This window comes from Dyadobacter fermentans DSM 18053 (genome assembly GCF_000023125.1).
GTDB lineage: Bacteria > Bacteroidota > Bacteroidia > Cytophagales > Spirosomataceae > Dyadobacter > Dyadobacter fermentans.
Genome location: NC_013037.1, coordinates 5,206,454 through 5,223,642 on the forward strand (window position 1 = coordinate 5,206,454; position 17,189 = coordinate 5,223,642).

Annotated in this window: 18 protein-coding genes; 4 read left to right on the forward strand and 14 right to left on the reverse strand. The window is 50.4% G+C overall.

Going from position 1 to position 17,189, the window contains the following annotated elements:
• The first annotated feature begins 64 nt into the window (after positions 1 to 64).
• On the forward strand, positions 65 to 1,045 hold the full coding sequence (gene bioB / locus DFER_RS21390) for a biotin synthase BioB (RefSeq protein WP_015813737.1): 981 nt from the start codon (positions 65 to 67) through the stop codon (positions 1,043 to 1,045).
• Here bioB and DFER_RS21395 read toward each other — a convergent pair.
• From DFER_RS21395 to DFER_RS21430, 8 genes are all read right to left on the reverse strand, one after another.
• Positions 1,023 to 1,322, reverse strand: a complete 300-nt coding sequence (locus DFER_RS21395) for a hypothetical protein (protein ID WP_015813738.1) — start codon at positions 1,320 to 1,322, stop codon at positions 1,023 to 1,025. The two genes, bioB and DFER_RS21395, sit on opposite strands and share 23 nt — an antisense overlap.
• 83 nt (positions 1,323 to 1,405) lie before the next feature.
• Complete coding sequence (locus tag DFER_RS21400; RefSeq protein WP_015813739.1) at positions 1,406 to 1,618, reverse strand: hypothetical protein; 213 nt, start codon at positions 1,616 to 1,618, stop codon at positions 1,406 to 1,408.
• 64 nt (positions 1,619 to 1,682) lie between these two features.
• The gene (locus tag DFER_RS21405) at positions 1,683 to 2,066 is read right to left on the reverse strand and encodes a transcriptional regulator (protein ID WP_015813740.1); all 384 of its coding nucleotides are present in this window, start codon (positions 2,064 to 2,066) and stop codon (positions 1,683 to 1,685) included.
• Entirely contained in the window at positions 2,054 to 2,356 is a 303-nt protein-coding gene (locus DFER_RS21410) for a type II toxin-antitoxin system HigB family toxin (RefSeq protein WP_015813741.1), read from the reverse strand. The genes DFER_RS21405 and DFER_RS21410 overlap by 13 nt, the downstream gene beginning before the upstream one ends.
• 111 nt (positions 2,357 to 2,467) lie before the next feature.
• A complete protein-coding gene (locus DFER_RS21415) occupies positions 2,468 to 3,700 on the reverse strand; it encodes a PepSY-associated TM helix domain-containing protein (RefSeq protein WP_015813742.1) in 1,233 nt (410 codons plus the stop codon).
• Positions 3,701 to 3,724: 24 nt separating this feature from the next.
• Positions 3,725 to 6,199: a TonB-dependent siderophore receptor gene (locus tag DFER_RS21420; RefSeq protein ID WP_015813743.1), complete on the reverse strand. Its 2,475-nt coding sequence runs from the start codon at positions 6,197 to 6,199 to the stop codon at positions 3,725 to 3,727.
• Positions 6,200 to 6,417: 218 nt separating this feature from the next.
• Entirely contained in the window at positions 6,418 to 7,245 is an 828-nt protein-coding gene (locus tag DFER_RS21425; protein ID WP_015813744.1) for a sugar phosphate isomerase/epimerase family protein, read from the reverse strand.
• Between the two features lie 247 nt (positions 7,246 to 7,492).
• Positions 7,493 to 7,834 (reverse strand): META domain-containing protein, encoded by a 342-nt coding sequence (locus tag DFER_RS21430; RefSeq protein WP_229206075.1) that lies wholly within the window; start codon positions 7,832 to 7,834, stop codon positions 7,493 to 7,495.
• A gap of 345 nt (positions 7,835 to 8,179) precedes the next feature.
• Between DFER_RS21430 and DFER_RS21435 the strand changes: the two genes are divergently transcribed.
• Positions 8,180 to 9,040 (forward strand): AraC family transcriptional regulator, encoded by an 861-nt coding sequence (locus DFER_RS21435; RefSeq protein ID WP_015813746.1) that lies wholly within the window; start codon positions 8,180 to 8,182, stop codon positions 9,038 to 9,040.
• Between the two features lie 28 nt (positions 9,041 to 9,068).
• On the opposite strand, the gene DFER_RS21440 is transcribed toward DFER_RS21435, so the two are convergent.
• The 5 genes from DFER_RS21440 to uxuA form a co-directional block, all read right to left on the reverse strand.
• A complete protein-coding gene (locus DFER_RS21440) occupies positions 9,069 to 9,317 on the reverse strand; it encodes a helix-turn-helix domain-containing protein (protein ID WP_374754548.1) in 249 nt (82 codons plus the stop codon).
• Positions 9,318 to 9,574: 257 nt separating this feature from the next.
• A complete protein-coding gene (locus DFER_RS21445) occupies positions 9,575 to 11,008 on the reverse strand; it encodes a Gfo/Idh/MocA family protein (RefSeq protein WP_015813748.1) in 1,434 nt (477 codons plus the stop codon).
• 42 nt (positions 11,009 to 11,050) lie between these two features.
• Positions 11,051 to 11,908 carry a ThuA domain-containing protein gene (locus DFER_RS21450; RefSeq protein ID WP_015813749.1) on the reverse strand — a complete coding sequence of 286 codons (858 nt, stop codon included), beginning with the start codon at positions 11,906 to 11,908 and terminating at the stop codon, positions 11,051 to 11,053.
• A 45-nt stretch (positions 11,909 to 11,953) separates the two neighbouring features.
• Positions 11,954 to 12,745 (reverse strand): SDR family NAD(P)-dependent oxidoreductase, encoded by a 792-nt coding sequence (locus DFER_RS21455; RefSeq protein ID WP_050774712.1) that lies wholly within the window; start codon positions 12,743 to 12,745, stop codon positions 11,954 to 11,956.
• A 23-nt stretch (positions 12,746 to 12,768) separates the two neighbouring features.
• A complete protein-coding gene (gene uxuA, locus DFER_RS21460; protein WP_015813751.1) occupies positions 12,769 to 13,974 on the reverse strand; it encodes a mannonate dehydratase in 1,206 nt (401 codons plus the stop codon).
• Between the two features lie 168 nt (positions 13,975 to 14,142).
• On the opposite strand from uxuA, the gene DFER_RS21465 reads away from it, so the two are divergent.
• Both DFER_RS21465 and DFER_RS21470 read left to right on the forward strand, forming a co-directional pair.
• Positions 14,143 to 15,171, forward strand: a complete 1,029-nt coding sequence (locus DFER_RS21465; protein ID WP_041736579.1) for a LacI family DNA-binding transcriptional regulator — start codon at positions 14,143 to 14,145, stop codon at positions 15,169 to 15,171.
• Between the two features lie 65 nt (positions 15,172 to 15,236).
• Positions 15,237 to 15,791, forward strand: a complete 555-nt coding sequence (locus DFER_RS21470; RefSeq protein ID WP_015813753.1) for a Uma2 family endonuclease — start codon at positions 15,237 to 15,239, stop codon at positions 15,789 to 15,791.
• Between the two features lie 14 nt (positions 15,792 to 15,805).
• On the opposite strand, the gene DFER_RS21475 is transcribed toward DFER_RS21470, so the two are convergent.
• Entirely contained in the window at positions 15,806 to 17,188 is a 1,383-nt protein-coding gene (locus DFER_RS21475; protein WP_015813754.1) for a DUF3748 domain-containing protein, read from the reverse strand.
• Position 17,189: the final 1 nt, after the last annotated feature.

Genomic DNA, 17,189 nt, shown 5'->3' on the forward strand with positions numbered 1-17,189 from the left:
TCCAAACCGGACGCAAGCCTGCGCCGGCACGCCGCCTACTTTTGGCTTCGAAAACAATGCCGCTATGCTAACCGAAACCATCCGCAAAGACTGGACGCCCGACGAGATCGGGGCCATTTACAACCGCCCGCTCATGCAGCTTATTTACGACGCGGCCACCGTGCACCGGCAATGGCACGACCCGGAGCGCATTCAGGTGTGCACGCTGCTGTCGATCAAAACCGGCGGCTGCCCCGAAGACTGCGCCTATTGCGGGCAAGCGGCGCGTTACCAAACGGGTATTAACGTAAAAGCATTGATGAGAAAGGACGACGTGGTAGCCATCGCCCGCCGCGCCCGCGAGGGTGGTTCGAGCCGCTTCTGCATGGCTGCCGCCTGGCGCGAAGTAAAAGACAACCGCGATTTCGACCGCGTCCTTGATATGGTGACAGAAGTGGCGGCATTGGGCCTCGAAGTATGCTGCACCCTGGGCATGCTCACCGAAACCCAGGCCGCAAAACTCAAAGCCGCCGGTCTCTACGCCTACAACCACAACCTGGACTCCTCCGCCGAATATTATGAGCAAATCATCTCCACCCGCACCTACACGGACCGCCTGAACACCGTCGACCACGTCCGCAAAGCCGGCATATCCGTCTGCTGTGGCGGCATCATCGGCCTCGGCGAAACGCGCGAAAACCGCATGCAAATGCTCCATACCCTCGCCACGATGCCCGAGCACCCGGAATCCGTGCCCGTCAACGCATTAGCCCGCGTACAAGGAACCCCGCTCGGCGACCGTTCGAAAATCGACACCTGGGAAATGGTCCGTATGATCGCCACAGCGCGCATTATCATGCCGGCAGCGATGATCCGTCTCAGCGCCGGGCGCATGGAAATGAGTGAATATGAGCAGGCGTTCTGCTTTATGGCCGGGGCGAATTCGATTTTTACAAATGAAAACGGGGAGCTGCTCGTGACGCCGAATCCGGGGATGGGGGAGGATAGGGGGATGATGGAGAGGTTGGGGTTGAAGGCGCTTGTCAGTGGGGAGGTGAATGCCTGACAACGGCTTCGTTGCTGGCGCCCAGCTTCGCAATCAACGTCGCCACGCGCAGTTGGTTGACGATATGCTCCCGCATTTCGGGCGTGACGCGCGTGAGGTTTTCGGTGAAGAGGTAGGTTTCAATTAGCGTGTTGAGGGATTCGATCATTTCGGGGCCGCTGTCTTTTTGGAAGAAGTCCTTGATGATTTGCTGCAACGGGCTGGATGGTTCTGTTGCGTCGATGCTGCTTGGAGATTCGGATTTTTCTGGTGATTGGAAGTTTTGAAGTGTGTCCATAGTTTTTGTAAAGTTTTAGGTTAAATGAGAAATGGTATCCTGATTTCGTGTGGGATATTCCCACATTTGAGGGCGAAAATTTTTTATTTCAACTTAAAAGTGATGATGGTCTTCTCATGAACGTCTCCAAACTCGGACAGGATTTCCTTCATGCGTTTGTGTGAAATGCCTTTTTTGAAAGTGTAATCACGCCACGCGTTGCGGTATCTGCCTTCTTTGGTTTCTGCGGGGATCGCGGGGTAGATGTTTTTAAGCCACCACTCGAACGCTTCCTCCACAGAACTGAAAGTCTGCATGCAGCGAAGTTAATGATTTGTGGGAAAAGTCCACCAAATATTTACTATGATTATCTTGTTAAGGTTAAACGTGATTAAGTACGAGATTCTCCGGAATGTCAAGTTTCTCTCTGATCACATTAAGAAGCGAAACGTCCGGCCAATGATCTCCATCGATTATCCTTTGAAGCTCGTCGTTTGAAATACCCAGCGTTTCTGCGAGGTCTTTGCCTTCGCACATCATATCATACCTGCGAAGTTCTAAAATACCTTCGAGTGTTGACGGCTCTGGAATATCGTAGATGCTTTGCTCATAGGCCATTATGGCCTCTGCCATAGCATGTATTTCGGCGCTTTCTTCGGCGGTGGTGTCAGCCTCGTCTTTTTCCATCAGAGCTCCCACTTTTTCGATCAAAGCAGCGTACTCATCGTCGTTGGTAACCGTGTAAGTCGGTGTTAAGTTTTCCATAGTGATTGAACGTCTATTTTGTCATACTGTTGATGAGTTCCGATAAATCGGATGAATACCGTGCGGCTTTTGAATTTGATCTTCACAATCAATCTGTAAGCGTTGCCCCGGATGTTAAACACATACAGTCCGCGGCCAATTGCATCCACGGAGTTAAATGCTAGTTTCACATCATGAGATGTTGAGAAGCTAGCCTTTTCTGTTATTTTGTACCAGCTGATAAGCGCATCTTTCGCATCAGGATATTTTTGAAAAAAATCACGGAGAGTTGAATAACTAAATATAACCATAATGTGTGATGAAGTGCTAACAAAAAATCCCTGATAAAATTAAGACAGCCTTAATCTTATCAGGGATTCATTTACCAGGTAACCCCACTCAGTTATTCGCCGGACGTCCGGTTAGCTGGCGGCAGCCTTCGCGCGGCTGGCGACTTTGCCTGGCGCGGAAGTTCGTTTCATCACCTTCTCCTTCTTCTTAAACTTCCTCCCAATCCAGATAATTACCCCCGTTACCGGCAGCGTAGCCGTGATCAAAGCCACCAGCAATGCCAGCACTTTCGTAGGCCAGCCCCAAATGCTTCCCGTATGGATCGGGAACACGAGCCTCCGCACTTTCATACCGGTGGTCTCCTCACTGTAAAGCCGTTTGCTGATCAAATGGCCGTCGTGACGGTCGAAATAGAGGAAATCGACGACGTTGGCGATCGCCGCATTGTCGTTCACTTTGGAAACGGTGATGGAAATGCTGTCGCTTTCCGGTAGCGTGAACAGGACGCGTCCGGGGTGGGGGAGCAGACGGTTGGTTTCCACCGTGATTTTGGCTAGCGTGCCGGGTGTTCCGGAAATATTGGTCCATAATGCGGCGCCATTGGCTAACGCATTGCTGCCCGAGGATAAGGCATTGTGCGTGCTGGCATTCGCCGGGGCCTCGCGTTTTTGCTGCGCCTTGCCGTCTAACGTAAGAAAAATCATCCCATTCACCCATTTGTAGCTCCAAACAAGCCCGGTGACGGCGATCAGAAAGGTGAACGGCAACACGTAAAAGCCAAACACAGCGTGCAAATCCCACTTCAGCCGTTTGAATTTGGCGTTCCATTTTACCGTAAGGCGCTGTTTGGTTTGCTTGCGGTTGGGCCACCAGAGGACGAGGCCGGTGATCATGATCACGATAAACATGACCGTGGCGACGCCGGTGATGGCTTTGCCGGTGTCTTCCAGGCACAGATAACGGTGCAGTTGGAGAACAATGTGGAAAAACGAGTCGTTTTCGCGGCGGGTATCTGTGATTCCGGCCGTGTATGGATTTACAGCGACGGAAAGGACATCCTTTTCTTTCTTGCCTTTTACCAAATCGAATAGCACCGTCCGGTCGGCGTGGTGCTCTATGGCAATGCGGGCGATGCGTTGGTCGGGATATGCATTCGCAACGGTGGCGCGGAGATTATCCAGCGGAAGCGGCGATTGATCTTTCGGGGCTTCGACGAGGTGAAATTTTGGATAAAACACAGGTTCCAGCTCGTCTTCGAAAACAAGGATGCTGCCCGTGAGCGCCACGATAAAAACCACAAGGCCGGAGGAAACCCCCAGCCATAAGTGTAGTTGCGATGCAATTTTCTTGAATGTCTTTTTCACAGATTTTTATGAAATAGCACGCATTTAAAAGGTGTAAGAAATAGTCGCCATGAAGTTCCGCGGCGCGCCGGGGAAGAGGCGCAGGTAATCGTAACCGCCTACCCAATACGTTTTGTTGCCGAGGTTATTGAGGTTTACCTGGAACTGGAATTTGTCGATTTTGTAATAAACGGCGCCGTTCAGCAAGGTGTACGCCGGCAGCGTTTGCGTGTTGTTCAGCGATAGGTTACGCTCCGTAACGAAGTTCCCGCCGAGGCCTACACCGAAGCCATTCAGGAAGTTACTCACGAATGTGTATTTAGTCCAAATGCTTCCCTGGTTTTTCGGGGCATTCGGTTTCTGCAAGTTTACGAGCACCTGGTCGGCGGCGCGGGAGCCGGCGTCGGTGATCTTGGCGTCGTTGTAGCTGTAAGTCGCGATCACGTTCCAGTTGGGCAAGATGTTCCCGGTAACATCCAATTCCACACCTTTCGCAGCTTCTTTACCTACCTGGATCATCAGGTCTGGACGGTCGGCGGCATTGGCAGAGTACAATGTGTTCGTTTGCGTAATTTTGTAAACCGACACGTTTGCGGTCAGGCGGCCGTCTAGCCATTCTGTTTTCAAACCGGCTTCCGACAAGCTGCTGCGGATCGGGTCAAACGGCCCTCCCGACAACGGATTGCTTTGCACGATCGGGTCTTGCGGGTTGTAGCCTTTGGTATAAGTTCCGTACACATTGATATTGTTCGTAAGCGAGTACACCGCCCCGATGCGCGGCAGCAACGCATGCTGCGTGATATTCTGCTCGTTGTTGGTGGTGTAGCCTTTCTTATCAATGTAAGTATCATAGCGCAAGCCGAGCAGGATTTGCAACTTCTTGATTTTCAATTGTTCTTGCAAATACAAGCCGTGCAGTTTGTACAGCACCGGCGTGGTTGCCGAGTTGGCCGTCACGTTGTAAATGTACTTGGAAGGATCTTCCATGTTGTTGTTTTGCAGCGTGATATCGTAGTGCGAGATGTTCGGCTTCGGAATGCTGTAAGTCACACCGTTTTCTACATAGTTGTAAAACACGTATTTCTCGGGCGTTTTGGCATTGTAAGCCGCCGCGCCGCCCGCTTTGAGCAGGTAACCATTTGCAGTTTGCTGGCCGGAGCCTTTCGGTGTCGACGATTGGATGAAGTCATAGCCCGCCACCATTTTGTGCTCCACAATGCCGGTGTTGAAATTGTGGTTAAAAAACAGCGACACGTTGTCCATGAACGACTTCGTCTTGCGCACAAATACCTGCCGCGCCACCAGGTTCTCGATCGGCTTTCCGGCAGAATCCACGGCATTCACGTTGCTGCTGCGGTGTTCGAGCAGGTCTTCGGAGTAGCCGGTGCGCAGGTAGGCGACGTTGAAGGACGTGTTTTCGGTAAACTGGTGGTTCAATGAAGTCGTGATCAGGTAGGTTTCTTCATTGAGATAATCATTCACCGCATTGAGCGAAGTGCGGATAGAGCTGGAATAAAGGTCATTTCCTTTTACCGACTGGCCACGGTCGAGACGGCTGTTGGAGCGGTTGAAAACCAGGTCGAAATTGATGCGGGTTTTATTCGTAGGCAGGAACGATACCGACGGCGCAACGATGATATTTTTATCAAACTGCATATTCCGGAAGTTCTGCGCATTCACATAGCCCAAATTCAGGCGGTAAAGCAGGGTTTTGCTCTCGTTCATCGGACCGGTAAAATCGGCCAGCGTACGCAGCGTATTGAAGCTCCCGGTCGTGAAACTCAACGATTTCCGGGGCGTTGCGAGCGGTTTTTTGGTAACGCGGTTAATCGTCCCGCCTGGCGATGTGTTGCCATACAATGCCGATGCGGCCCCTTTGATCACTTCCACGCGTTCGAGGTAATTTACCGGTGGTTGTTTCCAGAAACCTGAGAAAGTGCGCAGGCCATTCACGAGCTGGGTAGTGCTGCCGCCGTTCATACGGAATCCGCGGATCGTTAAATCGTCATAAAAAGTAAACTGGTTCACACCGCTCATGTTTTTCACTGCGTCGCCCATCAAAAATACGCCCTGGTCGCGCATTACTTCCTTAGTAATGTAAGATATAGCCTGCGGCACATCCTTGATCGGCGTCGCGGTTTTGCTCGCAATGAACGAAAGGTCATTTTTATAGCTTGTCCCGCCGTTACCAATGATCTCGACGGTTTGCAATTCCTGTACATTCTCTTCGGAAACGATTTCCAGGTTCACGGTTTCGTCGGCCTTCACGTGAACGTTACGGTCGATACGCCGGATGCCCAGGCCCGTTCCCACGAGCTGATAATGGCCTGGCGCCAATGCATTAAATTCGAAATTTCCCTCGGCGTCGGTCAATGTCCCTTTGCCGGTTCCTTTGAGGATCAGGTTGATAGCCTCCACGGGCTGGTCCGCGGCATTTTTAATATTGCCTTTGATCTGGCCCGTTTGCGCATACGCGAGCGAGCAGAAAAGTGAAAGGATGAGTAGATAAATAATCCTCATGATGTAGGGGTTAAATAAGAAAGCTAGTGCCAAAACGGTGGCAAAAGTAGTCTTATTTAGACCAATCCCAAATAAATGAGTTTTGATATTATTTGCTCATTTTTTAATTCGTTCTAATTATTCAATTTTTTCTCCTAAAACTTTTATTGCCAGCTAAATGTCTCTTAAAGTTACATTTAGCTGGCAATAGAGATGAATGAACAAACGGCGGGAATGAATTATCCCAAGTTGGATTTGATGAATGCTAATCCATCACGCATGAGCTGTTCTTCCGAGTCGAACATTTTGCGCCAGATGTTCGCTACCGGCAGTTTCGGGCTGAATGCCTCGATGCTGATCCAGCCGTCGTATTTGATGTCGCGGATCGACTGGAACACGCCTTCCCAATCCACATTGCCTTTTCCGGGCGTGGAACGGTCGTTTTCCGACAGCTGGATGAACGAAATGCGGTCGCCAGCCTTGCGCATAGTGTCGCCGATATTTTTCTCTTCGATGTTTGCGTGGAACGTGTCGAACATGATTTTCACATTCGGATGGTTCACTTCATCTACGAATCGGATGATCTCGTCGCCGCAGCTGGTGAGGTACAGTTCGAAGCGGTTGAGGTATTCGAGGCCGAGGGTAATGTCGAGCGATTCGGCGTAATCGGCCACTTCGCGGATGCCTTCAATGCCCCATTGCCATTCTTCTTCCGTGGCCGGCTTTCCGGTAAAAACGCCCAACGCGGAGTGGTAAGGGCCCATTAGCCGGCTAGCGCCGAGCACGAGCGAGCAGTCCAATGCACTTTTCAAATGGTCGATCGTGTGGCGGCGCATGGCAGGGTCGGGGCTAATGAGGTGCTCCGACGGTCCGCAGATCGTGTCGCTCTCGCAGGCCAGGCCCAGGCTGTCGAGTTTCTGCCGGAACTTGAACCAGTGCTCAGGATTTGTATTGAAAATCGGCACCTCGACGCCGTCAAAACCGATCTCTTTAATGAGTTCGAGGGTAGGAAATAGGCTTTCGTCAATCTGGTTTCCCCACAAAAGGAGGTTCATACTGTACTTCATCAAAAATCGAATTTATCTCGCTGGCGAATGGATAAGTCGGGAGTCAGGCGCCCGTGTCTTTTCAGTATACAATCTTAAAGTAAAAAAGTACTGTTCAATATACACGTTTTGACGATTACTTAGCTGATATTGATAAGTTGGCGCCAGCTTGCACGAATATCCGGGTAAAATCGACTCATAGCATAAAATAAGAAATGGCAACCCCCGCGAGGGAGCTGCCATTTTAGAAGTTTATCGTAAATGCTATTTACTGCACCCGGCTGAAAATGAGCTGGTTGCCATTGTCGTAATACAGGATCAGCTTGTTCGCTTTCAAATCGTACAGGTTTACATTCGGCAACGCATTCACAAACAGGTTGCCCCAGGATGTTTCTGCGCGTTCGGTGCCGCCACCGCCGAGCTGGATCGTATTCTGCTGAGCGGTTTCGTAAAATCCTGTGAGGATATTGGTGGAAGTAGTCCCTTCCAGCTCGCCTTTTTCTTTAAAGTTGAGGCCTATGTCCATCACGCCTTTTGTGGTGGCTGGTTTTTTGATGATTACATCCTCCTGCACAATGCTGTCCAATTGCCATTTGCCGGTCAACTCCATGTTACTGCTGATTGTGGTAGTTTTTCCACAACCAATCAACAGTGAAAAAAACAGCACGTATGCTGTCGGAATGAGAAGGCCTTTCATACACGTAAATAAATTTCAGAACTACCTATGATTGACATCGTACTCGCGAAAAAGGTTGCAAAAAAGTTAAGCGGCTCAATAAATTTACAAAAAATGTGCCAGCCTTTCGGACACCGTTGGTATAATTTATAACGGTTCCAAAGCCATATTCTTTTGCCGTTGGCTCAATCTATTTTCGGGAATAAATGCTTGTAATGATCATATTTTGATAGTAATATCGTAATATTGCTAATATTTTGGGTAAAATCCTGACAGAATATGAAAGCACCCATCCATAAAAACATCGAGAGCCAGGTCCGTACGGTAACGGTCCACGAGCTGAAAGAGCCCCATTTCGATCCCAATTGGCATTTTCACCCGCATTACCAATTATTTACCGTTCTAGAGGGAACTGGCAAACGGTTAATTGGCGATTCCATCCAAACGTTCGGTCCGGGTGATACGGTGTTCCTTGGGCCCGATGTGCCCCACCTGTGGCGCAGCGATCCCGCCTATTTCGAAGCGGGCTCGTCGCTGATGACCCACGGCATCGTGCTTTATTTTCAGGAAGATTTTTTAGGGAAAGACTTTCTCGAAAAGCCCGAAATGCTCGGGCTGCGCCAGCTGCTCGCCGATTCCAAGCGGGGCATCTGCTATAAAGGCGAGCTCTCGGAGCACATCCGCGAACAACTGATCTCGCTCACCAGCGTCGAAGGCTTCAAAGGCATTCTCCAACTGCTGACACTCCTCGACAAACTCGCCCACGACAACTCGGGTGAATTCATTTCGAGCTATGGCTATGTGAACAACTTCAAGGTTTCTGAAACCGAGCGGATGCAAAAGGTGCATAACTACGTGCTACAACACTTTTTCCAGGAAATACGCCTCAGCGACGTCGCCTCCCTTGCCGGCATGACCGAAGCCGCATTCTGCCGCTATTTCAAAGCCCGCTCGAACAAAACCTTCATCGATTTCGTCAACGAAATCCGCATCGGCCACGCCTGCAAGCTTCTCCTCGAAGACAAATGGACCATCGCCCAAATCGCCTACGACAGCGGTTTTGACTCGTTATCGAACTTTAACCGGAATTTTAAAAAGTATATCGGGCACACGCCTAGGGAGTATAAGGGGAATTACTAAAGATCCTCCGATGTGTCAGGATTGGTCGTTATCGAATGGTCAACGTTTGTTGATCAACGGTGATATTGAACTGTATTTCTGCTTTTAATGCACTGAAAACTTTCAGTATCGTGTCGATCGTCGCACTGTTGTTGCCGTTTTCGAGTTTAGATATCTGTGCTTTTTGCACTCCGACCAGCTCTCCAAGTTGCTCTTGTGTAAGATTACGTTCTTTCCGAACGGTCCGGATAGCGCGCCCGAGCAGGTCCACTTTTGAGCCGATGCTCAAAAGTGTCACGTCGCGGGGTGCCTATTTCACCTACATGTTCGTCAATCAGCTCATCTAGCGTGTAGACTTTCATTGCCTCCTTTTTCATATATCTATTTGCTTTTATCAAAGTAAGAATCTCCGATTTTTAAGGCACGCTGAATTTCCGCAGGCGGAATCTTCCAGGGTTTTTTAATAGAAAAGATAATGTGTGTTTCTAAATTTGGAAACTTATAAGTTATAAAAAATCCTGACCGGTCGATGCCAGATCAGGATATTTCAAAGGATCAACCCTTCACATTATTAGTCCCATACTTCCCGCGTTGCGGCCGTGAGAGCATTGCTGTCGCTTCTTTGTCATTAATGAACTGCTCCTTTTTCGGGTCCCATTTCACTTTGCGGCCCAGTTTCATGGCCGTGTGGGCGAGGAGGCAGGCGGTGCAGGAGCGGTGCGCGATTTCGGCGTGGCTGATCGTCTGCTTGCCGCTTTGGATGCTTTCGATCCAGTTCTGGTGCTGTTCGGGACTTTCGTAAAGGTGGATTTCTTTTTCGCCGATTACAGAGCCGAGGATTTTCGGGTCGCTGGCGTAGAATGCCTTGTTTTCTTTTGCGCTTTGGGCAGCAACCGGGTCGGAGGCAGTTACGCCCACATTGCCGCGTGAAACGAATATCCAGCCGTCGGTTCCTTCGAACTTGACGCCATTCGGGTTGGTACCGCCGATCTCCATCTGTACTCCATTTTCATATAATGCATTTACGAGGAAATCGCCATGCACGTCCCAAAGTCCAGAACCTTTTGCGGGGAATGTGGCTTTGCCTTCGATCTCGATAGGGCCAGTAAGCTCGGTATCCATGCCCCAATGCGCAATGTCGATGTGGTGGGAGCCCCAGCCGGTGATCATCCCCGCCCCGAATTGTTCGAGACGCAGCCAGCCCGGACGGTCGTTGATGTCCGTTTGCGAATGCACGCGGTCGAGCGTGTAGTAAACCTCGGGCGTCGAGCCGAGCCACATATCGTAGTTCAGGTTGGACGGTACGGGCATTTGTGCTGTATTTCCACCCGCAGGATCACCCGGAAGGCCCACATACACTTTTTTCAGCTTGCCGATCCGGCCGTTCCGCACCAGCTCGCAAGTCCGTTTGAACTGCGGCCACGGATTCACCGAGCGCTGCTGGCTGCCTAATTGGAATATCACCCCTTTCTTTTTGATCATATCGGCCATCTGGCGGCCTTCGCGGATCGTGAGGGAGGTCGGTTTTTGCATGTAAATGTGCTTGCCGGCCACCGCGGCTTCCATGGCAGGCTGCGCGTGCCAGTGGTCGGGCGTGCTGATGATGACCGCGTCGATATCCTTGCGGCCTAATATTTCATGGTAATCGTCGTAAGTTTTGACCTCAAGATATTTCTCTTTCCCCGTGCGTTCGGCATATTTTCGCTCGATCCATTCCTTACCTTTTGCCAACCGGTTTTTGTCCAGATCAGCCACGGCGATCACGTGTGCAGCTTCATTTTTGATCACTTCCGGCAAGTCGTGCGTGGAGCCGATGCGGCCGAAGCCGATCTGGCCGATGTTAATTCTGTTGCTAGGGGCATTTTTGCCAAAAACGGATGCCGGAACGATGGCCGGGAACATCGAAGCCGCGATAATGCCTGCCGTCCCTTTCGCCGTAGCTTTCAAAAATGACCTTCTGTCCTGATTTTGTTCCTTGTGATCTCTCATTTTGTATGCAGATTTAGGATTTGATGACTGATATGTTCGTGATTATTTTGAAAGCGCAGGAATCGTGTTTCGCACGGCATCCTGCGGAGAGGTTGCATAAGCTTTGCTGTAATTCCGCGGTTTCTGCGGCCCGATGGCCCATTCGATGGCTCCGAGAATGTGCTGGCGCAGATCCTCTTTTTCATAGTCTTCTTTCTGATGGCCGAGCGAGGTGTAGAACGACCGTCCGCCGTCGTACTCATGCCACCAAACCGACGGAAACACGTCTCCAAAAGTATCCAGCGCTTTGCCGGCCGGTTTTTGGATGGTCGAGTGGTCGTTAACCGCCAGCACATTCAGATTAACGCCCAGTTCTTTAATAAAGTAAAATTCATCGGTCTGCCGCGGCCAAGTCTTGCCCAAATGCGCCAGTGAAGGGTTTTTCGGGTCAAGGATTTTTACGGAAAAACTCTGTCCGGGCTCGTGCCAGAAGAATGTGCCTCCCAGCAAGTCTTTGAACCAGCGCCACTTACGCTCCGTGCCGGACGCCGAATGCAGCCCCACAAAGTTGCCGCCTGCCTGAATATACCGCATCAGCGCAACCCGCTGCGCATCGGTATCGAACACATCGTTGTTAGTATTGGAAAAAACGAGGCAGTCGTATTGTTTCAGGTTCTCGTCCGTAAACTTCGAAGGGTCGGAAGTAGTGTCTACGGCAAAGCCATTTTGTTTTCCCAAAGCCAGGATCGCCGTTTTGGAATTGGCGATGTTGTCATGCACGTAACCCTTTCCGTTTTTCGTGTAAACGAGGATCCTGACCTTGTTCCATTTAATTTTTTGCGCGTGTGTGCTCACCGGCCACCCCAGCCCGACGAAGAGCAGGCAGAGCAGGGTTTTTCTTAATTGAATGTATTTTCTCATGGGTATTGGTTAAGAAAAAATGGTTTGTGATTCAGGTTTGGTCTGCTAAAATCCGATGGAATTTCCTCCGTCCACCGGCAGGGTAACACCCGTAATGAACTTCGCGGCTTCCGAGCTGAGGAACACGGCCGCCCAGCCGATATCGTCTGGCTTGCCCCAGGTTCCCATCGGCGTGCGGTCCATCGCTTTATCGCGGCGCGACGGGTCGCCGTTCATGGCGGTGAGCATCATCGGTGTTTCGATAAAACCCGGCGCAATGGCGTTTACGCGGACATTATAAGGCGAGAACTCGGTCGTTAATGCCTTCACCATCCCGCCCACAGCCGATTTGGATGCGGTGTAGGCCACTACGCGGTCGATACCGTATAATGCAGCCATTGACGTGATCATCAGGATAGTGCCGCGCCTGCGTTCCACCATGCGCTTGCCGCATTCGCGGGTGATCGAAAAAACAGCGTGCAGGTTGGTTTGCACAATGCGGTCGAAGTCCTCGTCGGTAACTTCCACGGCGTGCTTTTTCATATTGATACCCGCATTGTTGACCAGAATATCAATCTCCCCGACCTCCTTTTCGATCGCCTCGATCAGTGCCGGGATGGATTTCAGGTCCGTCACGTCATTTACAAAGTAATGCGCGTCGGGGCCAAGTCGGGGCAATGCTTCTTTTAAAACATCCTCACGGCGGCCGGTGATGACGAGCCTGGCGCCCGCTTGCGCTAGGCATTGTGCAATGTAAAAGCCGATGCCGCTCCCGCCGCCGGTTACGAGGGCGATTTTGCCTTGGAGCGAGAAGGCATTCAAGCCGGTTTCTGAATGGTGCTGGTTACTAACAGACATGTATTTTAAAATCAAAAATTCAACTAAAACTCGGTTACCGAACGTGCAATGCTCATTTCCAGCCCGCGCAGCTCGGCGAGCGCTTTGAGCCGGCCGATCATGGAATAGCCCGGATACGTCTTTTTGTGCAGATCATCGAGCATCTGGAAGCCGTGATCGGGGCGCATGGGTAGCAAAGCATCGGGATAATCGCCGGATTTGCGGCGCAATTCCTCCTGATGGAGGGCCTTAACCACCTCGTACATGTCCACATCGCCGTCCAAATGCGGCGCCTCGTGGAAATTACGCTGGTCCTCGGCTTCTCGCCGGGTGGTCCGCAGGTGTACGAAATGAATGCGATCTCCAAACCGCCGGATTATCCCAGGCAAGTCATTATCCGCCCTTACGCCCAGTGATCCGGTACAGAAAGTGATGCCGTTTGCGCGGACGTCACAAGCACTCATCAGCTGCGCGAAATCAGCCTCGGTACTCACTACCCGGGGCAGGCCCAGCAATGGTCGGGGCGGGTCGTCGGGATGAATACAGAGGTTAATGCCCACTTCCTGCGCCACCGGCGCCACTTGTTGTACGAAATAGTAGAGGTTTTCTCTCAGTTCTTTGTCGCTGATCTCACTATATGCATTCAGAAGTTCCTGGAAATTAGCGAGTTCAAAAGCTTCTTCAGAGCCGGGGAGGCCCAGCAAGACGGTGTTTGTGAGAAGCTGGATTTCGGCGGGCGACATGCGTTGCAGCTTCTGGCGAGCGGATTCGCGCACTTGTTCGTCGTAATCCTCCTCCGCGCCGGGGCGTTGCAGAATGTAAAGGTCGAACAGCGCAAAGTCCTCCCACACGAACCGCAGCGTTTTGTGGCCTTCGGGATAGGTGTAGGTCAAATCCGTGCGCGACCAGTCGAGGACCGGCATAAAGTTGTAGCAAATCGTCCGGATACCCGCCGCCGCCAGGTTCCGCAGCGATTCCTGGTAATTTGCAATGTATTGCTCGCGGGAAAACAGGCCTTTTTTTATGTGCTCATGCACAGGCAGGCTTTCCACGACGAGCCATTTCAATGCCGTATGCCGGTCATTACCCGCTTCTACCAACGCGATTCTTTCCTGAATGGCTTCTGGTGTCCAAACGTCGCCCACGGGCACCTGATGGAGCGCCGTAACGACGCCACTGCATCCCGCCTGCCGGATATCCATCAGCGAAACCGGATCATTCGGGCCGAACCAGCGCATGGTTTGAATCATAACTCAATTAAATTTTATAAAAATATAAATATAAACTTGTATTGCAACCGATTGCATTAAATTGCCGTAAATTTTGGCCACAGAGATGTCTGTTGAAAAACGGCGTTAAATTCAAAGCATATTCAACAGACGGAAAACGTCCCTGTGATCCCTTACAGCAAAAGGATGATGGAAAAGGAAATTACCATTTACGACCTCGCAAAAATACTCGCGATTTCTCCTGCGACCGTGAGCAGGGCATTGAACGACCATCCGGCAATTAACGCTAAAACCAAGTCGCTCATTGCGGAGAAGGCCGCCGAGCTGGGTTATCGGTCCAATACGTTCGCGAGCCATTTGCGGACCCGCAAAACCAACACTTTTGGCGTGATTGTGCCGCGGCTGAACAGTAATTTTATGTCCACGGTGCTCGCAGGAATGGAAGAAGTTGCGAATAATTTTGGGTATAACCTGTTGATAAGCCAGTCGTTAGAATCGGAAATAAAGGAGCAGGCGAATGCCAGAACGATGTTTAACAGCCGGGTGGACGGTTTGCTCGTGTCCGTGGCTTACGACACAGAATCTTTCGAACACTTTTCCACATTCATCAGTCGGAACATCCCGGTATTGTTTTTCGACCGGGTAATGGACCACCCGCAATGCGGCACGGTGGTCATCGACAACGAGCAGGCCGGCTACGACGCAACCAGCCATTTGCTGGATCAGGGCTGCCGGAGGATCATGCACGTCACCGGTGACACGCGAAGAAATGTGTACGCGCACCGGCTGGAAGGCTTCAAACGCGCGTTAGCTGGACAAAACCTGCCGTTAGATAATCAGTTAATTTTACAAACCGACCTCAGCCAGGAAGCCGGCCGGATGGTGGCGGCGCAAATCGACCAGATGCAGGAAAAGCCCGACGGCCTGTTCATCGCCAACGACCTCTGCGCGGCTGTTTGTATGCAAGCCTTGAAGGAGATGGGCCATCTCGTTGCTGCCGATATTGCCATCGTCGGTTTCAACAACGACCCGGTTTCACAAGTGGTATCGCCCCAGCTCACCACGGTTTATTACCCCGGCTATCAAATGGGCAAAACCGCCATGACCACAATGATCGGCCAACTAACTGGAACCAAATCACCAGATAATTCAGAAGCGATTATCCTACGCTCGGAACTGATTATCAGAAGGTCGTCGATTCGAGTGGGGGATTTCTAAATTGCACTCGCATTCAACGTTTGCCAATTTGATTCCTATATCATTAACTTTAAACAAAGCAGAACATGGAAGCTGTGGCTGAAAAACTCTATTCGCTGGAAGAATACTTCGCCTTTTGTGAAACGCACGAAGGCCGGTTCGAATTCGTCAACGGGGAAATCATAGAGATGCCAGGAGAAACAACTACTTCCAATCGTATTGCTAGCAATGTCCACTTCCACCTGCGAGGGATTTTGGAGGGACGCCCTTACGAGCTTTACCAAAATTCCGTGAAATTGAAAGTCGAGGACGGAAGAGTGGTCCGTATCCCGGATTTTATGGTCTGTGAGGAAAAGGGCGATGCCATTAAATACACTACTTTCCCGATCCTGATAGTGGAAGTATTATCTGAAAGTACAGCCAAAACCGATCGCATTGATAAGCTTCGTGAATATTCCCACGAGCCATCGCTCATCTATTACCTGATGATCGAACAAGCCAAATGTGGCATCGAAATGTACACCCGTGATGGAGACCACTTGTGTTTTGAGTTTTATGATAAAATGGAGGATGTGATCAAACTGCCGTATTTCAATGCTGAACTGCCGGTGAGTGCTATTTATAAAAAGATTGTTTTTTAGGATACCACTTCGTCTTAGTTTCCTTCCAATTTTAATATAAACACCTGCTGCATCGCTTTACCCGTATCATTTTTAACCAGCCGGTTGAACGCCAGCACTTTCCCGTCCGGTGACCATACCAGGTTGCTGGTAGCAAATTCCGAAGGCTCGGTTAGTACCTGAATTCTTTCCCGAAAAGGTCCGTCGCCAACCTCGCAAAGTACAATGCTACCTTCATAAACATAACTGACATGCTTCCCGTCCGGATGCCAGCGGAGATTGCCGGTAACGTCGGAGGTGCATTCGGTCACTTGCCGCGGCTTGCCTCCGAGGGGCGAAATGGTGAATATTTGACTGACACCTTTGGCATCTTTGGCTAAGAAGGCAAGCTGGCTACCATCCGGCGAAGAGCGAACAATGCCTGCACAACCTGGATATTTTGTTTCGGCAGTAAATGTAAGCCGACGCTGAACGGTGCCCTTTGGAGGCATTGGGAAGTCAGTAGCGGTCCCCTCCAATGGTCCTAGCGGGCCGGGCATACTAATATCATCGGGAATGTCTACTATATATACTTCCGGGACATCTTGGCCTAATTTATTTCTTACCGTTCCCAAGAATCCCCGTGCTATCTTTGGTTGTCCTTCTTCCTTATTCCAATAACCATATAAACCGACCCAGCTATCGTTTGCTGCGTGACTGATTTCGTCGCTACCTGCGACCGGATTTGGTACAACTCGTACAATAATTGCACTAAACCATTCTCCCGCAACGCTTTCTTGATTTTTGTTGACATTAATAGTAGCACCAATATTTCTTGAAACTCCGATTGTTCTTAGATTGCGTTTTTGTCCAGTAGAATCTTCTAATTTTTTTAAGACGGCATCATTGTAGGTAAATCCGATCCATTGGCCGTCGCCACTCCATTCGTGCCTATGTGTGCCCCCACGTAGCGCACCTTGGGTGTACGGTGGAATTACGTCACGCGCATCTATATAAATAGGGACATTTGGTTCAGAGTCAATAACCGCCACTCCTGTGCGCCGCCATTGTTGGTAGGGATTTTCCTTAGTACAGTTGGCGAGGCCATGAATAAATATCACAGCATTTTCTTTTGGATGGTAACTCACTGCTCCCGCTCCGGGACCCCAAATTGCATTGTTTGGAATATCAAAAAGTACTTGTTTCTCTCCTGTTTCAATATTTACGCGTTCTATCCGCGCCGATTCTGCGATACCTCCGTCGTCTGTCCTTGTGTCGTATACAAGCCATTTGCCGTCTGGCGAAAAATTATCGTTGTTGTCGAGATCGTGGTGGTAGGTTAAGTCATGCGTGATCTGTTTTTGGCAATGTGATGTTTGTGTGCGTAGCATACAAAGAAATGTTAAAAATGTTAAAACCGGGATTGAAACAAGTTTCATA